Raw genomic sequence first — 16262 nt, 5'->3', positions numbered from 1 at the left:
GATACATTAGTGGGGCGACAAAATGATTTGCCACAAGGTGTGGATAGGATGAAATTGTTGAAGCAAGGATTAACAGGTCGCTGAAATACCTCCAGCGGACGTCAGCGTGACAACTGGCTGAAGCGTTGATTTGAGGACCCCATCCAACCCCACATTCATGCGCGGCGGAGACACCTTCACCGAAAGTTTGTTCACCATGCGGCGTCTGGATGATTTCGTGCCGAAGTCGCACCCGCTGCGCTCGATCCGAACCATGGCCAACCAGGCGCTGGTGAAGATGGACCGGTTGTTCGCGCAGATGTACGAGGCCGACATCAAGGGTGGCCGGCCTAGCATCGCGCCGGAGAAGTTGCTGCGCGCCATGCTGCTGCAGGTGCTCTACAGCATCCGCTCCGAACGTCAATTGATGGAGCAGACGCAGTACAACCTGCTGTTTCGCTGGTTCATCGGGCTATAGATGGACGCCCCAGTTTGCGTGCCAACGGTCTTCACCAAGAACCGCGAACGGCTGACTAAGCATGATGCTGTGATCGAGTTCTTCAACGAGGTGCTGGCTATCGCGCAGAAGAAGAACTGGCTGTCGGGGGAGCACTTCAGCGTCGACGGCACGCTGATTCAGGCGTGGGCAGGCCACAAGAGCTTTGTGCGCAAGGACGGCGGTGACAAGGACGATAACGACGGCGGTAACTTCAAGGGTCGCAAGCGCAGCAACGACACGCACGAGTCCAAGACCGATCCCGATGCCAGGCTGTACCGCAAGGGCAAGACTGCGAGTGAACTGCGCTACATGGGCTATACCCTGAGCGACAACCGCCACGGCCTGGTGGTGAACGCCATGGTGACCAATGCGGACGGACACGCCGAGCGCGAGGCCCGCGAAGGTCATGCATCAACGATGCCAGGCAGGTGACTGAAGATCTGAATGTGGAAGTCACCGTGGGCGCGGATAAAGGCTACGACGCGCAGGAGTTCATTCAAGCCTGCCTGGAGATGAAGGTGACGCCGCATGTGGCGCAAAACACCTCGGGTCGGCGCTCGGCGGTTCCTGATGCCATTGCCCGCAGCGAGGGATATGCCATCTCGCAGCAAAAGCGCAAGCTGATCGAGCAAGGCTTCGGCTGGGTCAAGACGGTCGGGCGCATGCGCCAGGTGATGGTGCGCGGACTGAAGCGAGGCGACTAGATGTTCGTGCTGAGCATGGCCGCCTACACCTCGTGCGCATGCGTTCGCTGGGAAAAATCCGTCCGCAGTTGCAGTAAGCGGGCCAAGAATGCCGGAAACGGGCGCCCAACAGCCGAAAAAAACGATTCAGGGGCGCATAGCTTCCGGATTGTGAAATCAAGCAGTGCTTACCTGCACAGGCGGAAAGCATTCCGTTTGTGCGGCAGTACTTCAGCAGCCTGCTAGTCTGCTATTACCTTGAGCGTAGCGCCGACAGCGGGTCACTGCTGGCGTTGGCCTATTGCGGGCTTCTTCCTGAACCTGTTTAACCTGGTTCCGCTTTCACCCTTCGATGGCGGGGGGCGGGCTGTGGCAATGACAGCACCAGCCCGTTACTGTTACGGTCACTGCGGCGGCGCGCAAGCCACCGAGGTAAAATCGCCCCGGCCGCACAATCCGGCGAGGCGCCGGGTGCTCTGCGATCTGTAGCCAGACTCCAGCAATTCCCAGTCAACCGCGCCAGCTGGAGGCATTGGTTTGCGAGGGGAAGCAAACCGCCAGCAGGCCAGTTTTCTCAGCGATCAGAGGGCACTAGCTCCTGACCAGCAACACCGGGCAGTGCGCATGGGCAAGCACTCGCCTGGCGACCGAGCCGATGATGGCATCCAGGAAGCCGCCGCGGCCGTGCGAGCCCATCACGATCAGGCTGGCGCCGATGCTGCCCGCGTACTCGACGATGCGGGCCGGTGCGAAGCCGACGAAGCCGTGGCACTCGCAAGCGATACCGGCCTCGCCCAGGATGCTCGCCACGGACTGCATCGCCTTGTCGTTCTGTTCGCGATGCCAGGCATCCAGGGTGGACCGGTCGATGAAGGTCTTGATGTCGCCAGCCACATCCGGTTCGCAGTGCACCACGTGCACCACGAAATCGCGGCTGAACAGGGGATTCTGTACCAGGTAGCGGGCGGCCGCGTCGCTATAGGCCGACCCGTCGGTCGCAAGCAGGATCTTGTTCATGGAATCGCTCCTTATGTGCGCCGGTTCCCTGCCCTGCGCTCGCGCGGGGCGCAGTGGCCGCCCAGTTCGTCCCCGGCGTGCGCAAGCGTGCGCCTGGCCCTGGCCCGGCTGACCAGGACGGACACGAACAACGTCATGGCGACGGCGCCGAGAGACCAGTGCACCGGCACATGGAACCACGGCTCGGCCAGCATCTTGGCGCCGATAAAGGACAGCACGATGGCCAGGCCGTACTTCAGATAATGGAAATGCTGCGCCAGGTTGGCCAGCAGGAAATACAGCGCCCGCAGCCCCATGATGGCGAAGATGTTCGAGGTGAAGACGATGAACGGGTCGGTGGTGACGGCGAAGATGGCCGGAATGCTGTCGACGGCAAACACCAGGTCGGTCGCCTCGACCAGCAGCACCACCAGGAACATCGGTGTCGCATGGCGCAGGCCGTCGACGCGCACGAAGAAGTGCTCGCCGTGATAGTCCGCGGTGATCCGCATATGCGCACACAGGAAGCGAACGATGGGATTGCGCGAGAGATCGGGGGCACGCCTGGAGACGAACAGCATCTTGATGCCGGTGAACAGCAGGAACACGCCGAACACGTAGAGGATCCACGAGAATTCGCTGATCAGCCACACGCCGAGCAGGATCATGACGGCGCGCATCACGATCGCGCCGACCACGCCGAACAGCAGCACCCTGCGCTGCAACTCCGGCGGCACCGCGAAATAGCCGAAGATCATCGCGAACACGAACATATTGTCGACCGACAGCGACAGCTCGATCAGGTAGCCGGTATAGAACTCCAGCACCTTGCGGTCTGCGGTCTCGCGTCCGGCGCTTCCGGCCAGCAGCCACCACAGGGCGATGCCGAAGAGCACCGCCAGCGTCGACCAGGCCAGGGTCCAGCCCAGCGCCTCGCGCGTTGAAACGCGGTGCGCGTGCCGGCCGCCAAGGACGAACACGTCCACCACCAGCGTCCCCAGCACCAGGACCAGGAAGCCGGCCCACATCGGGGCGGTGGCAAAGGTATCCATGCCGCTAGGGTCCTGCTCCGTCGGCAGATGTCATGGCAAGTTCCTCGCGGCGCGGGGCACTAGGCCCGCCTCGCATCCCGGTGCGTCGTGCGCCGCGCATCCGGTTCGCCGCAGTAATGGAGGATCTCGGCGCGGGCGGTGTTGCGCAGGCGCATGGCGGCGGGCCAGTCTGCGCCGTCCGGCCAGAGCGGGCTGCCGATGACCACGCCGATTGGCCCGCGGCGCGGCAGCCACTGGCCGTCGCGCAGCACCGAGCGGGTGCCGCGGATGGCGACCGGCACCACAGGCGCGCCGGCCCGCGCGGCCGCCAGGAAAGCGCCCGAGCGGAAGGCCTGCAGCCCCGGCGCACGGCCGAAGGTGCCTTCGGGGAAGAACAGCGCCGAATGCCCGGCGCGCACCGCGGCCACCACGCGCTCCACGTCCTCGTGCTCGCGCACGTTATCGAAGCGGTCGATGAAGTCCGCGCCGATGCTGGCCAGGTAGGTGCCGGGAATGCGCTGGCGCTGCAGCTCGCGCTTGGCGACCATGCATACCGGCGTGGGCAGCGCGGCCACCAGCACGATGCCGTCCAGGTAGCTGGCGTGGTTCGAGACCAGGATGCAGGGCCGGTTGCGCGGCAGGTGCTCAAGCCCTTGCACGAACCAGGGCACCGCGCCCAGCCTGAGAAACAGCCGGGCGGCGTGGTGGCTGAGCGTCCAGCCCAGTGCCGGCCGGTGCAGCGCAACCGATGCCAGCCAGGTCGCCGGCGCCAGCGTTGCGAACAGGAGCCAGGTGTAGAGCGCGTAGGACAGGCTCGCGGCGGTCTGCCGGCCGCGCCGCAGTTCCGGCCGCAGCGCGCGCCAGCCAAAGCGCGCGATCTGCAGCCAGGGCGCTTCCACGCCGCGGCCGGGGCGTCCGTGCTCGAAGCGCTCGCGGCAGGCGGCGCGCCGGATCTTGCCGCTCGATGTCTTCAGGATGCTGTGCGGCGGCACCAGCGCGATATGGTCGGGCGGCATGCCCAGCACGTCGAGGGCGGTCTTCAGCGCCTGCCGGTGCAGCGCGCGGCGCGCCTGCACATCCTTCTCTGCGGTTTCCGCCATCACCACGATGCGTTCCGTGCCGCTATCCGGATCGGGACTGCCGAACACGGCCACGCAGCCCTTGCGTATGCCGGGGATGGCGCCGACCGCCTGCTCCAGTTCATAGGGATAGATATTGCGGCCGCCGCGAACGATGGTTTCCTTGGCGCGCCCGGTGATATAGACCTCATCGGCGGCGATATAGGCATAGTCGCCGGTGTTCAGCCAGCCGCGGTCGAACAGCTGGCGGGTCTGCACGGGATTGCGGAAATAGCCGCTGGTGGCTGAAGGGCCGCGGAACTGCAGCAGGCCTTCATGCCGCTCGCCCAGTTCGCGTCCTGTGGCGTCGACGATGCGGACTTCGTGGCCGGACAGCGGCCGGCCGCAGGACGGGAATTCCAGTGTCTCGCGCTCGCCAGTGGGCCCGTGTTCGCCCGCGGGCACGGCCACGGCAGTACGCGTGAATTTGTCGCGGTCGATGCGGTCGGCCGCCAGCCCTCGGCCAAGCGGCGGAAAGGTCAGGCCCAGCGAGGCCTCCGCCAGCCCGTACACCGGCGCGGCAGCCTGCGGGCGCAGGCCGTAGCGGGCAAAGCGCTCCATGAAGACGCGCATGGTCTGCAGGCTCACCGGCTCCGCGCCATTGAAGACGAAGCGCCAGCTGGACAGGTCCAGCCCGGCCAGGTCGGCATTGGCGAGCTTGCGCAGGCACAGTTCGAAGGCGAAGTTGGGCCCGCCCGAGAGCGTGCCGCGGTACTTGTGGATCGCCCAGAGCCAGCGCTCGGGCCGCGCCAGGAAGGCAAGCGGCGACATCACCACCAGCGGGTAGGCGTAGTACAGGCTGCCCAGCCAGGCGCCGATCAGGCCCATGTCGTGATAGAGCGGCAGCCAGCTGACAAAGACGTCCTGCGAGCCGACGGCCAGGGTCTTGCCCATGGCGCGCAGGTTGGCCAGCAGGTTGGCATGGCTGAGCACGACCCCCTTGGGCGAGCCGGTGCTGCCTGAGGTGTATTGCAGCAGGGCGATGTCGTGCGCGCGCAGCATCGGATGGACCGGGGCGCCGCCGCCGTCCGCCAGCTCCTGCGGCGTGAGCACGCTATGCAGCGTTCCCGTGCTGGCCTTGAGCAGGGCCGCCAGCGGCCGCGCCTGTGCCACCGTGATCAGGACCGGCGCCTGCGCGTTGGCCAGGATGCCGGCGTGGCGCTGCAGGTGGTCGCCGATCTGCGCCAGCCGCGCCGGCGGGTAGAGCGGCACCGGAATCCCGCCCGCCAGCAGCACGCCGCAGAAGCTGTAGAAGTATTCGGGGCTGGTGGGCAGCATGATGGCCACGGCCGTGCCCGCGCTCACGCCGCGGGACACCAGCCCGGCCGCGATGGCCGCGGCGCCGCGGTGCAGCTGGGCAAAGCTGATCTGCGTGTCTGCGCCGTCGCCGTCCTGCAGGATGATGTGGGTGCGCTCCGGGTGGCTGCGCAAGTGCCAGCGCAGCACGTCCGGCAAGGTGGCGGCACTGTCGGGCGCCTGTGCCGCCGGGGCAGGGCGGGCCTGGCGCAGGTGCGTGCCGCTCGCTCCGGGCGGCAGGTCCTGGGCGGCGAGCAAGGCGCGCAGCAGCGCGCGCGGGGTGTCGGCCTGGGCCAGCACCTGCTCCGGCAGGCTGACGCCGAAGCGGTGTTCAAGGCGGGTCAGCAGCTCGGCGCGCGTGAGGCTGTCGAAGCCCAGGTCGCCTTCGAGCGTGCTGTCCAGCGCGACCGTCACTTCGGACTCTGCCGGCGGGCGCATGGCCGAAGACATCTCCCGCACGATGCCGAGCAGGGCATCTTCGTAGTTCTGCCTCGGGGGAGAATCCGCTTTCATGCGCGTACGGCCTCTGTCCACGCGACACCGCGGCCGCCGCCGAGTGCTGGCTGGCACGGCGGCCCTTGTCGATGACGCCTGGACTGACACCCTAAAGATAGGCTGCGTGCGGAAATTGTCGAGGCAGGTGCCGAACCGGGCACAGGCGGGCAAGCCCCGACTGCACGCCGATCCGGCAGCATCGTGCACATGACAATGAAATCCGCGCCCGCGTACGGGTTGCCTCTCTATGCTGGAAGGTAGAGCGCGGACGCGCATTCCCGAGGATGGCAAAGCCATGAACGCTGACGCAGCCCTGGCCGGCCGGATCCTGGAGGTTGCCCTGATGCTGGGCGAGCGCAGCGGCTGGGATGCCCTGCACCTGCATGACGTTGCCGACGACATGGGCATCGGCCTGGACCAGATCCATCGGCATTACCGGCAGAAGGACGACCTGGCCGAAGCCTGGTTCGAGCGGGCCGACCTTGCGCTCGTGCGCGCTTCCTCGCGTGAAGGCTGGGCCGCCCTGTCCCACCGCGAGCGCCTGGAGCAGGCCATCCTCGCCTGGCTCGAGGCGCTGGCTCCGCACCGGCAGCTCACCGCCCAGATGCTGCGCTACAAGCTGCAGCCGGAGCACGTGCATCTGCAGGTGCAGGGCCTGCTGCATATCAGCCGCACCGTGCAATGGCTGCGGGAATCGGCGCGCCTGCCCGAATCCGGCTGGCGCCGCGAATTGGGCGAGGTCGTGCTGACCGGAATCTTCCTTTCCACCTTTGGCTGTTGGCTACGCGACCGTTCTCCGGATTCCGGCCACACGCAAGCGTGGCTCGAACGGCAACTGCGCTGCGCCGAGCGCCTGGCCTGGCGCCGCCCTGGCGACAAGGGAGCCCGGTCCGGATGGACACGATCACCCATGCCTTGATGGGGGCGCAGGCCGCGCTCGCCATCCCTGTCGCCGAGGTTCCCGGCCGGCGACTCAGCACGCGCGAACGCCTGCTGCTTGGCGCTGCGGCCGGTGCCTTTCCGGATATCGATTTCCTGGGTTTTTTGGTCCATCCGCTGCGTTTCCTGGCGCAGTGGCACCAGGGGCCGACCCATTCGCTGCTGCTGCTCCCCGCCTGGGGCGCGCTGCTTGCCGGCCTGTTCTGCCTGGCGGCGCACCGGCGCGAGGCCTGGAGGGAAGCGTTCGCCGTCAGTTGCCTCGGCGTGGCCAGCCACATCGCGCTGGACCTGGTCACGGTCTATGGCACCCGCATCTTCTATCCCGGCTCCGAACGGCGCTTCAGCCTTGGCACCAGCTTCCTGATCGATCCGCTGTTGAGCGGCATTGTCGTGTCCGGACTGGTCCTGGCACTGTTGCTGGCGCTGCAGTGGCGCGGTCGGGCGGCACTGGCGGGCATGGCGCTGCTGTGTGCCTATGTCGGCGTCCAGGCTGTGCTCAGGCAACGGGCGCTGGAACTGGGCAACGAATCCTTGCGCACTGCCGGTATCCAGGCGCAGCGCGTGGATGCGCTGCCCCAGCCGTTCTCTCCGTTCAACTGGAAACTGATTGCCCGCGCGGAGACGGACTACCGCGTCGCCCACGTCAACCTGGCCGGGCATCGGGCCTGGGTGCCGCAATGGCAGGTGCTGGGGCGCCTGCCGGCCATGGCCAGGGCCTACGAACCGCCCGGGCGCATGGTCTGGACCGAGCGGCCGCAGCTGCTGGAGGCGCCGGCTGAGCAGGCGCTGGCATGGCAGCTCTGGGTGCGGCCGGACTTTGCCGATTTCAGGCAGTTCGCGGTCTATCCGGCCTTGTCCGCCATCACGGCGATGCGGGCATCGCCATCCGTGCCGCCGGGCGCAGCGGTCGCCTGCGTCTGGTTCACCGACCTGCGCTACGACCTGCCCGCGCTGGAAGACATCTTCCGCTATGGCTATTGCCGCGACAGTGCGCAGGCACCGTGGCGGCTGTACCGGCTTGCCTATTTCAGCCAGGACCAGCGCCAGCGCCTGGAGTAGGGCAGCGAGGCGCTTGGCCACGCATCGATTTGCCTGTTCCGCGATAGACCTTTAAGGTGTCGGCTTTGGCCGGCGCATACCGGGATTCCGGGGCCCGGCCGGCCCGGAGCCCGCCACATGACCGCACCCCAGCCCGACGACCGCACCCGCCGCATCATGCTGTGGGTGGTGGCGGTCGGCTTCTTCATGCAGACGCTGGACTCGACCATCGTCAACACCGCGCTGCCGTCGATGGCGCACAGCCTGGGCGAGAGTCCGCTGCGGATGCAGTCGGTGGTGATTGCCTACTCGCTGACCATGGCGGTGATCATCCCGGCATCGGGCTGGCTGGCTGACCGCTTCGGCACCCGCACCATCTTCCAGACCGCCATCGGGCTGTTCGTGGTGGGTTCGCTGTTGTGCGCCTACGCGCCTACGCTGAACTTCCTGATCGGCGCGCGCGTGGTGCAGGGCGTGGGCGGGGCCATGCTGCTGCCGGTGGGGCGGCTCTCGGTGCTGCGCACCTTCCCGCGCGAGCAGTACCTGCAGGCGCTCAGCTTCGTCGCCATCCCCGGCATGATCGGCCCGCTGATCGGGCCGACGCTGGGCGGCTGGCTGACGCAGGTGCTGTCGTGGCACTGGATCTTCCTGATCAACGTGCCGGTCGGGCTGCTGGGCGCACTGGCCACGGTGCGCTATATGCCCAACGCGCGGCTGACCGGCATCGGGCCCTTTGACATCGCCGGCTACCTGCTGCTGGCCATCGCCATGCTGTCGCTGTCGTTCTCGCTCGACGGGCTGGCCGGGCTGGGCTTTCAGCATGCCACCGTGCTGATGCTGCTGATCGCCAGCATGGCCGCGCTGACCGCCTACGGGCTGCACGCCAACCGGCGCAAGCAGCCGCTGTTCCCGCTGCGGCTGTTCCGCATCCACAGCTTCAGCGTGGGGCTGCTGGGCAACCTGTTCGCACGGATCGGCAATGGCTCGATGCCGTTCCTGATCCCGCTGACGCTGCAGATCAGCCTGGGCTATTCGCCGTTCGATGCGGGCCTGATGATGTTGCCCGTCACCGCCGCCGGCATGGCCTCCAAGCGCCTGGCCACGCGCCTGATCCAGCGCCACGGCTACCGCCGCGTGCTGGTGGCCAATACCTTCGTGGTGGGGCTGGTGATGGCAGCCTTTGCGCTGATCACGCCGCAGTTGCCGCTGTGGCTGCTGGTCCCGCTGCTGGCGCTGTTCGGCATGGTCAATTCGATCCAGTTCACGGCCATGAACACGGTCACGCTGAAGGACCTGAGCGGGGCAGGCGCCAGCAGCGGCAACAGCATGTTGTCAATGGTGCAGATGCTGTCGATGAGCCTGGCGGTGACCGCGGCGGGCGCCTTGCTGGCGACCTTCCAGCACCGCTTCGGCGGCGATTCCACGGCGGTGCTGCCGGCGTTTCATGCCACCTTTGTCTGCATGGGGCTGATCACGTGCGCGTCGGCCTGGATCTTCATGCAGCTGGGGGTGCGCGAAGCCGCGCCGGCGATACCGGTGCAGCATGGCGAGAAGGAGGTGTGAACGCCTGCGCCCGGGCGCCTGCGTGACACATGGGGCGCTTTGCGGGGGCGGCCGCGAACTTACCCGCACTTCGCGGCTCCTATCCACATGAGCCGGCAGCGCCCGGTGCAAGGAGGCGCCCATGCAGCCGACAGGCAAGCCCGAGACCGAACCCGCCATTCCGCCGTCGTCCGGCGCCACTTCCGGCGGCAGCACGGTGCCGCACACGGCCCCGGCCACCCCTGACGGCGCCGGCGCGGTGCCGGGGCCATCGGCGGCGCCCGGCAAGGTCCATGCGGCGGCGCAGCCGGCGCTGGTCACGGACCGGGACTGCCCGCCGCCGCACACGCTGCCCGGCTGCGCTTGCGCCGACATGCTGTCGCCCGCGGCGCGCTACTGCGAGCTGTTCGTCGACGTCCAGCACAGCGGCCTGTTTGCCGACAGCAAGACCTTCCCTGACTGCATTCCCAACTGCGACCCGGACCTGATCGTGGCACGCTACCGCGAAACGCGCGACACGCCGGGTTTCTGTCTGGCGGATTTCGTGCAGGCGCATTTCACCCGCGCCACCGTGCCGGAGAGCCACTACGTGTCAGACCCGGCCAGCACCCTGCGCGAGCATATCGACGGCCTGTGGCCGGTGCTGACGCGCGAGCCCGTGGCCCATCCGCCGTTGTCGTCGCTGTTGCCGCTGCCGCACCGCTACGTGGTGCCGGGCGGGCGCTTCGGCGAGCTGTATTACTGGGACTCCTACTTCACCATGGAGGGGCTGGCCGGCAGCGGGCGCGGCGACCTGATGGTGGAGATGGCGCGGAACTTCGCCTACCTGATCGACACCTATGGCCTGGTGCCGAACGGCACGCGCAACTACTACCTGAGCCGCTCGCAGCCGCCGGTGTTTGCGCTGATGGTGGACCTGCTCGAGCGCGAGCAGTTGGCCAGCGCCATCGACTTCCTGCCGCAGCTGCGCCGGGAATACGCCTTCTGGATGGACGGTGCCGACTGCGTGCGGCCGGGCCACGCGCACCGACGGGTGGTGTGCCTGCCCGACGGCGCGGTGCTGAACCGCTACTGGGACGACCGCCCGTGGCCGCGCGAAGAGGCCTTCCTGGAAGACATGGAGACCGCAATGCGCAGCGGCCGGCCGCATCACCTGGTGTTCCGCGACCTGCGCGCCGCGGCGGAATCGGGCTGGGACTTCAGCTCGCGCTGGCTCGATTCGCCATCCACGCCCACCGGCCAGCCCGCGGACCTTGCCACCATCCGGACCACGGCGATGCTGCCGGTCGACCTCAACGCATTGCTCTGGCACCTGGAAACGCGCCTCGCCGTGCTGTGCGAGCAGGCGGGCGATGCCGCGGCGGAGGCTTACCGCGTGGCGGCGCAGCGGCGCGAGGCAGCCATCCTGCAATACATGTGGAACGACACCGCGGGCGCCTTTGTCGACTACGACTGGTGCCGCGGCGCGCCGCGGCTGTGCCTGACCGCGGCAATGGTGATGCCGCTCTATCTCGGTCTTGCGTTGCCGTCGCAGGCGCAAGCCGTGGCGCAGGCGGTGAAGGACCGGCTGCTGGTTGACGGCGGGCTGGCCACCACGGAATGTGCTTCGGGCCAGCAATGGGACCATCCCAATGGCTGGGCGCCACTGCAATGGCTGGCCGTGCGCGGGCTGGCACGCTATGGCCATGACGACCTGGCGCGTGAGATTGCGCAGCGCTGGCTGGCGACCGTGGCCAGTCTCTACACCCATGAATGCAAGCTGGTGGAGAAATACCGCATCCGGCATATCGAAGGGCCGGCCCGGGGAGGGGGCGGGGGCGAGTATCCGTTGCAGGATGGCTTTGGCTGGACCAACGCGATTGCCGGCGCGTTGATGGCTCTATACGGAGAGGTGCCGGCAAGATGCCGGGCGGATGATTTGGCGAGCTGAGGTGGGCACACTGCGCTTGCATCGCGTTGGGGGGATTTGGGGATTGCTGCTCAATGCGGTCGGGGTGTCGCTCTTGACTAGCGTGGGCTGTTTTGCCGGCTGCGCCGGCGAAACAGCCCACGCCTGCCAAGAGCCACAGCCGAATCGCATGGCAACAACAAGAACAGCCACCTTCAAAATTTCACGGACACACTCATCCAGTACCGGCGCCCATCCTCGACATGCCCATAGTCGGTGTAGTTCACCTGCTTGTCGAAGAGGTTGTAGATCCCGGCAAACACCGACACGTTCCTGGTAACCGTGTAGGTCGCCCCCAGGTCGACAGAGGTGTACGACGGCGCCACCACGGTGCTGGATGACGGCCCCGTGATCGGCTGGCTTTCCTTGCCGCGGTAGTTGACGCGCGCCCAGGCATTGACCTTTTCGCTCGGCCGCCAGTTCAGCGTGGCCACCAGCAGGTGCATCGGCAACTGGTTCAGCGGCTGACCCTGGTACTGGCCGCTCTTCTGTTCCGACTTGGTATAGGTATAGCTGCCGGTCAGTGACCACGCCTGCGCGATCGGCCAGCGCAGGCTGGCTTCCACCCCGCGCGAGTAGGCGCGGTCCACGTTCATGTAGGTGGTCGGGTTGGCGCCGAACCGGTTAGGTCCGTCGGTGCACTGCGTGGCCGGGCAGGCGACGCGCGTGATCTTGTCCTTGAAGTCGTTGTTGAACAGCGTCACGCCCGCCTGCAGGCCGTTGCCCTTGTCATAGAGCAGGCCCAGTTCCTGCGACAACATCGTCTCGGGCTTCAGGTCCGGGTTGCCGTACATATTGCCGCCGCGGCTGGTCTGGCCCCAGCCGGCCACGGTCTGGCGCAGGTCCGGCGCACGGAAGCCGGTCGACACCCCGCCCTTGACCGTCCAGCGCTCGGCCGCATGCCACACGCCGTACAAGCGCGGGCTGTAGTGCTGGCCGAAGTTCTGGTCGTGATCCATGCGCACGCCGCCGGTCAGGGCAAAGCTCTGCGCCAGGCGCCACTCGTCCTCGGCAAACAGCGCCCACTGGTAGCGCTCGACCTGGTTTGGGCCGCCGGCGATCTGGTTGCCGGTCTGGTCGTTCAGGCGCTGGTTCAGGTATTCGCCGCCGACCGACAGCATATGGTTGCCCAGTGGCATGGCCCAGCTGGTGCGCAGGTCCAGGTTCTTGATCTTCATCCGGCGGCTGCGGTTGTCGAACTCCTCCTGCTGGATATAGCTGTCGGAGACGCCGAAGCCCCAGCGGCCGGTATGCGACAGCGCGTATTTCTCGCTGCGGTAGTCGGTCTCGGAGGAGGTGGGGCAGCCGGAGCGCGGGCAGGCGGTGCCGGGCGGCAGCGGCGGCACGGTCTTGCCCACGGTCTCGCTGCGCAGCTGGCGCATGCCGGTGGCCTCGAACACGATGTCGTGGTTGCGCGTGGGCGTCAGCGCCAGCTTGGCGGTCAGGCTCTCGGCGCGGCGGCCGCGGAAGCCGTAGTCGATATCGTCTTCGATGCGGTGCGTGCTCTGGCCGTACAGCTGCAGGCCCAGCAGCTCGCTCTTGAGCGGCCCGGCCAGGTAGAAGTTGCCCTGGTAGAGATTGCCGGAGTCGCTGTTCTCCTGCAGCGTGGCGTCGCCGCGCAACTCGCCCGTCCACGTCCTGGGCACCTTGCGCGTGATGATGTTGATCACACCGCCCATGGCGTCGGAGCCGTACAGCGACGACATCGGCCCGCGCACCACCTCGATGCGCTCGATCGCGGACAGCGGCGGCGTCCAGCTGCTTTCCACGCCGGACGAGTCGGAGTTGGTGCGGGTCTCACGCGAGTTCTGGCGCTTGCCGTCGATCAGGATCTGGGTGTACTTGGCGCCCATGCCGCGCAGGCTGATGTCGGTCCGGTCGCCGCCGCCGCTGACGATCACGCCTGGCACTTCCACCAGCGCATCGTTGATGTCGCGATAGGCCTTGTTCTCCAGGTCTTTGCGCGTGACCACGCTGATCGACGCGGGCGCGTCGCGGATGTCCTGCTCACTGCCGGCCGCCGTCACCACCACGGTGGCGAGGGTGGCTTCCGTCTTCAGCGCCTGCGCCTGTGCCCAGGCTCCCGTCATGCCGGAGGCGGCGCATGCCGCCGCCAGCATCCGCATCCATTGACCCCGTTGTACGCCCGCCGGTGCTGGCAACCCTGCCGCCGCTCTTGTTGCCGCCCCGATCCCGGCGACCTGCCTGAACTTCATCATTTTCCCTGTCTTCTGTAAATAGCAATCATTCTCATATTAAAATTCGAGATGAAGGTGCCTACCAGTCACTTTGGATAGCTTTTGTTTTCTTGACGTTTCTTGACGGAACCGGGGACCGGCGGCCACGTCCACGTCCGCAAGGCCCCGGCAAGCTGCATGCTGATGTGCTTCCACACGCCGCTCGCGCGCGTGCTGCTGATCGACGACGACCTGGAACTGGCGCAGATGCTGCGCGAGTACCTGGAGCCCGATCACTGCACCGTCACGCTGGCGCACACCCGCCAGCAGGGCGAGACCCTGCTGGCCCGCAACGACTACGACGTCGCCCTGCTGGACCTGATGCTCCCCGACGGCAACGGCCTGGACCTGCTCAGGCTGCACCGCGCGCGCTCGCAGCGCCCGGTGATCATGTTCACCGCGCACGGCGATGAAGCCGACCGCGTGCTGGGGCTGGAACTGGGCGCCGACGACTACCTGAGCAAGCCGTTCAGCCCGCGCGAGCTCAAGGCGCGCATGCATGCGGTGCTGCGCCGTTTCCACCGCGCCGCGCCTGCCGCGCCCGCACAGGCGCCGTGGCTGGAGGCTGGCGCGCTGCGCCTGAACCTGGCATCAGGCCTGGCCATCCACGGCAACGCCGAGGCGCCGCTGACCGGGGCCGAGCAGCGCGTGCTGGAAATCCTGATGCGGGCGCCGGGCCGGGTGGTCGCGCGCGCCGAGATCGGCCGGTTCGCGCTGGGCCGCGCGCCGGAACGCTACGACCGCAGCCTCGACACGCATATCAGCGCGCTGCGCCGCAAGCTGGCGCTGGACGGCATCACTTCGCCGCTGCTGATCCGCAACCTGCGCGGGCAGGGCTATTTGCTGGTGCAGGCGCCGTGAACTGGCGCCGCCGCGTGCGCGCGCTGTTTCCGCTGCCGCTGTTCTGGCGCAACTTCCTGACCTTCTGGCTGGGCATGGCCGCGATCGTCGGCATCGGCATGGCGCTGACGGCCGCGGTGGCCTGGTACCGCTTCGACGCGCTCGATGGCCTGAGCCCCGCGGCCCTGACCGAGGATGCGCTGGAAGTCGCCCAGACCCAGGGGCGCCCCGGACTCGAGCGCTGGCTGCGGGCGATGGATTCGCACGCCTCGGCGCTGGACATCTACATTGTCGACGACACGCTGCAGGAACTGCTGGGCCGCCCGTTGCCGGCGCGGCTGCGCAACCGCCTGGCCGACCGGCTGGTGCCGATGTGGCGCGCGGGGTTGATCGGCCATGCTGTCGCGCATGTGCCCGGGCCCGGCGCGCGCGTGTCATGGTGGGACCCGCAACCCATCGCGCTGCCGCAAGGCGGCGAGCTCCTGATGCTGTTCCTGCCGTTCGATTCGTCGCGTTGGGAGGTGCTGCACCTGTCGCCTGTGGTGCTCTCCCTAGGCCTGTTCGCGCTGGCCGTCTCGGCGCCGCTGTGCTGGGCGCTGACGCGGCATGTCACCGGCCCCGTGCGGCGCCTGCGCGAAGCCACGCAAGCGCTTGCCGACGGCGAGCTGGCCACGCGCACGCCGCCGGTGCTGGCCCGCCGCGCCGACGAGCTGGGCCAGCTCGCGCGCGATTTCGATGCCATGGCCGACCGCCTGCAGCGCCTGATGGACTGGCGCGAGCAGCTGCTGCGCAATATCGCGCATGAACTGCGGTCGCCGCTGGGGCGGCTGCGCCTGTCGCTGGAACTGGCGCGGCGGCGCGATGCCATGCTCGACCTGCAGTTCGAGCGCATCGAGCGCGAGACGGAACGGCTCGACGCGCTGGTCGAACGCACGCTGCAGCTGGCGCGGTTGCATGCGATGGCGCCGGTGCTCCGCCCGATCGACCTGGCGGAACTGCTCGACGTCATCGTCACCGATGCCCGCTTCGAAGCCGTGGCCCGGGGCGTGGCGATCTGCTGGACTCCCCCGGATGAACTGATCGTCGAGGCAGATGCCGCGACGCTGGGCAGCGCCATCGAGAACATCCTGCGCAATGCGATCCGGTACACCGACCCCGCCGCGCCCGTGACCGTGACGCTGCAGGCTGATGAGACGGCGATCCGGATCGACATCGTCGATGGCGGGCCCGGCGTTCCGCAAGACGCGCTGGCGAGCCTGTTCGAACCCTTCTACCGCGTACGCAGCGGTCCGGGGCATCCGACCGGGGCGGGACTGGGTCTCAGCATCGCGCAGGCGGGTATTGCCGCGCATGGCGGCACGGTGTCGGCGCACAACGTGGCGCCGCGCGGGCTGGCGCTGCAGGTCTGCCTGCCGCGCAGGACGTGTGACGGCGCTGTTGGCACGGCCGGGACTTTGGCCAGTTAAGGGCGGACGGATGCTGCGGAGATGGCCTTTGCACCATGCAGCCGCTGCAAGCGGCGCGTACTCCTTTGGCGTGGATGCAGCGCTTCAATGCGGCTGCCATGATGCAGATCAATCCGGCGCCTCTCTCCTCACCGTCCAGGCTCTTCGCAGGCACA

At 67.7% G+C, this 16262-nt stretch carries 10 protein-coding genes and 2 pseudogenes; 8 read left to right on the top strand and 4 right to left on the bottom strand.

Features of this window, described 5'->3' with window-relative positions:
* The first annotated feature begins 157 nt into the window (after positions 1-157).
* Positions 158-1259, top strand: a pseudogene (locus tag C265_RS18340) (IS5 family transposase).
* Between the two features lie 144 nt (positions 1260-1403).
* Positions 1404-1548, top strand: a pseudogene (locus C265_RS33215) (site-2 protease family protein); the annotation flags it as partial.
* A 204-nt stretch (positions 1549-1752) separates the two neighbouring features.
* Here the strand turns inward: C265_RS33215 and C265_RS18335 are convergent.
* Genes C265_RS18335 through C265_RS18325 form a run of 3 tightly spaced genes read right to left on the bottom strand, consistent with a single transcriptional unit; the run spans position 1753 to position 6115 of the window.
* Positions 1753-2178, bottom strand: a complete 426-nt coding sequence (locus tag C265_RS18335; RefSeq protein ID WP_010811034.1) for a universal stress protein — start codon at positions 2176-2178, stop codon at positions 1753-1755.
* Positions 2179-2189: 11 nt separating this feature from the next.
* Positions 2190-3209, bottom strand: coding sequence for a TerC family protein (locus C265_RS18330; protein ID WP_010811035.1), 1020 nt, complete (start codon positions 3207-3209; stop codon positions 2190-2192).
* A gap of 59 nt (positions 3210-3268) precedes the next feature.
* Positions 3269-6115, bottom strand: a complete 2847-nt coding sequence (locus C265_RS18325) for an AMP-binding protein (protein ID WP_010811036.1) — start codon at positions 6113-6115, stop codon at positions 3269-3271.
* 277 nt (positions 6116-6392) lie between these two features.
* Between C265_RS18325 and C265_RS18320 the strand changes: the two genes are divergently transcribed.
* The 4 genes from C265_RS18320 (at position 6393) to treF (ending at position 11546) form a co-directional block, all read left to right on the top strand.
* Positions 6393-7016, top strand: a complete 624-nt coding sequence (locus C265_RS18320) for a hypothetical protein (protein WP_010811037.1) — start codon at positions 6393-6395, stop codon at positions 7014-7016.
* Complete coding sequence (locus tag C265_RS18315) at positions 6992-8095, top strand: metal-dependent hydrolase (protein ID WP_010811038.1); 1104 nt, start codon at positions 6992-6994, stop codon at positions 8093-8095. Before C265_RS18320 ends, C265_RS18315 begins: the two co-directional genes overlap by 25 nt.
* Before the next feature lie 117 nt (positions 8096-8212).
* Positions 8213-9637, top strand: coding sequence for a multidrug transporter subunit MdtD (gene mdtD / locus C265_RS18310; protein WP_010811039.1), 1425 nt, complete (start codon positions 8213-8215; stop codon positions 9635-9637).
* Positions 9638-9758: 121 nt separating this feature from the next.
* Positions 9759-11546, top strand: a complete 1788-nt coding sequence (treF, locus tag C265_RS18305; protein WP_010811040.1) for an alpha,alpha-trehalase TreF — start codon at positions 9759-9761, stop codon at positions 11544-11546.
* Positions 11547-11719: 173 nt separating this feature from the next.
* Here treF and C265_RS18300 read toward each other — a convergent pair whose 3' ends face one another.
* Positions 11720-13690 (bottom strand): ligand-gated channel protein, encoded by a 1971-nt coding sequence (locus C265_RS18300; protein WP_037024666.1) that lies wholly within the window; start codon positions 13688-13690, stop codon positions 11720-11722.
* 249 nt (positions 13691-13939) lie between these two features.
* On the opposite strand from C265_RS18300, the gene C265_RS18295 reads away from it, so the two are divergent.
* Together C265_RS18295 and C265_RS18290 are read left to right on the top strand one after the other, a co-directional pair.
* The gene (locus C265_RS18295; RefSeq protein WP_010811042.1) at positions 13940-14662 is read left to right on the top strand and encodes a response regulator transcription factor; all 723 of its coding nucleotides are present in this window, start codon (positions 13940-13942) and stop codon (positions 14660-14662) included.
* On the top strand, positions 14659-16107 hold the full coding sequence (locus tag C265_RS18290) for an ATP-binding protein (protein ID WP_010811043.1): 1449 nt from the start codon (positions 14659-14661) through the stop codon (positions 16105-16107). Before C265_RS18295 ends, C265_RS18290 begins: the two co-directional genes overlap by 4 nt.
* The last annotated feature ends 155 nt before the right edge of the window (positions 16108-16262 follow it).

Origin of the sequence: Cupriavidus sp. GA3-3 (genome assembly GCF_000389805.1) — a bacterium.
Classification (GTDB): domain Bacteria; phylum Pseudomonadota; class Gammaproteobacteria; order Burkholderiales; family Burkholderiaceae; genus Cupriavidus; species Cupriavidus necator_D.
This window is presented reverse-complemented; position numbering and strand designations above follow the sequence as displayed.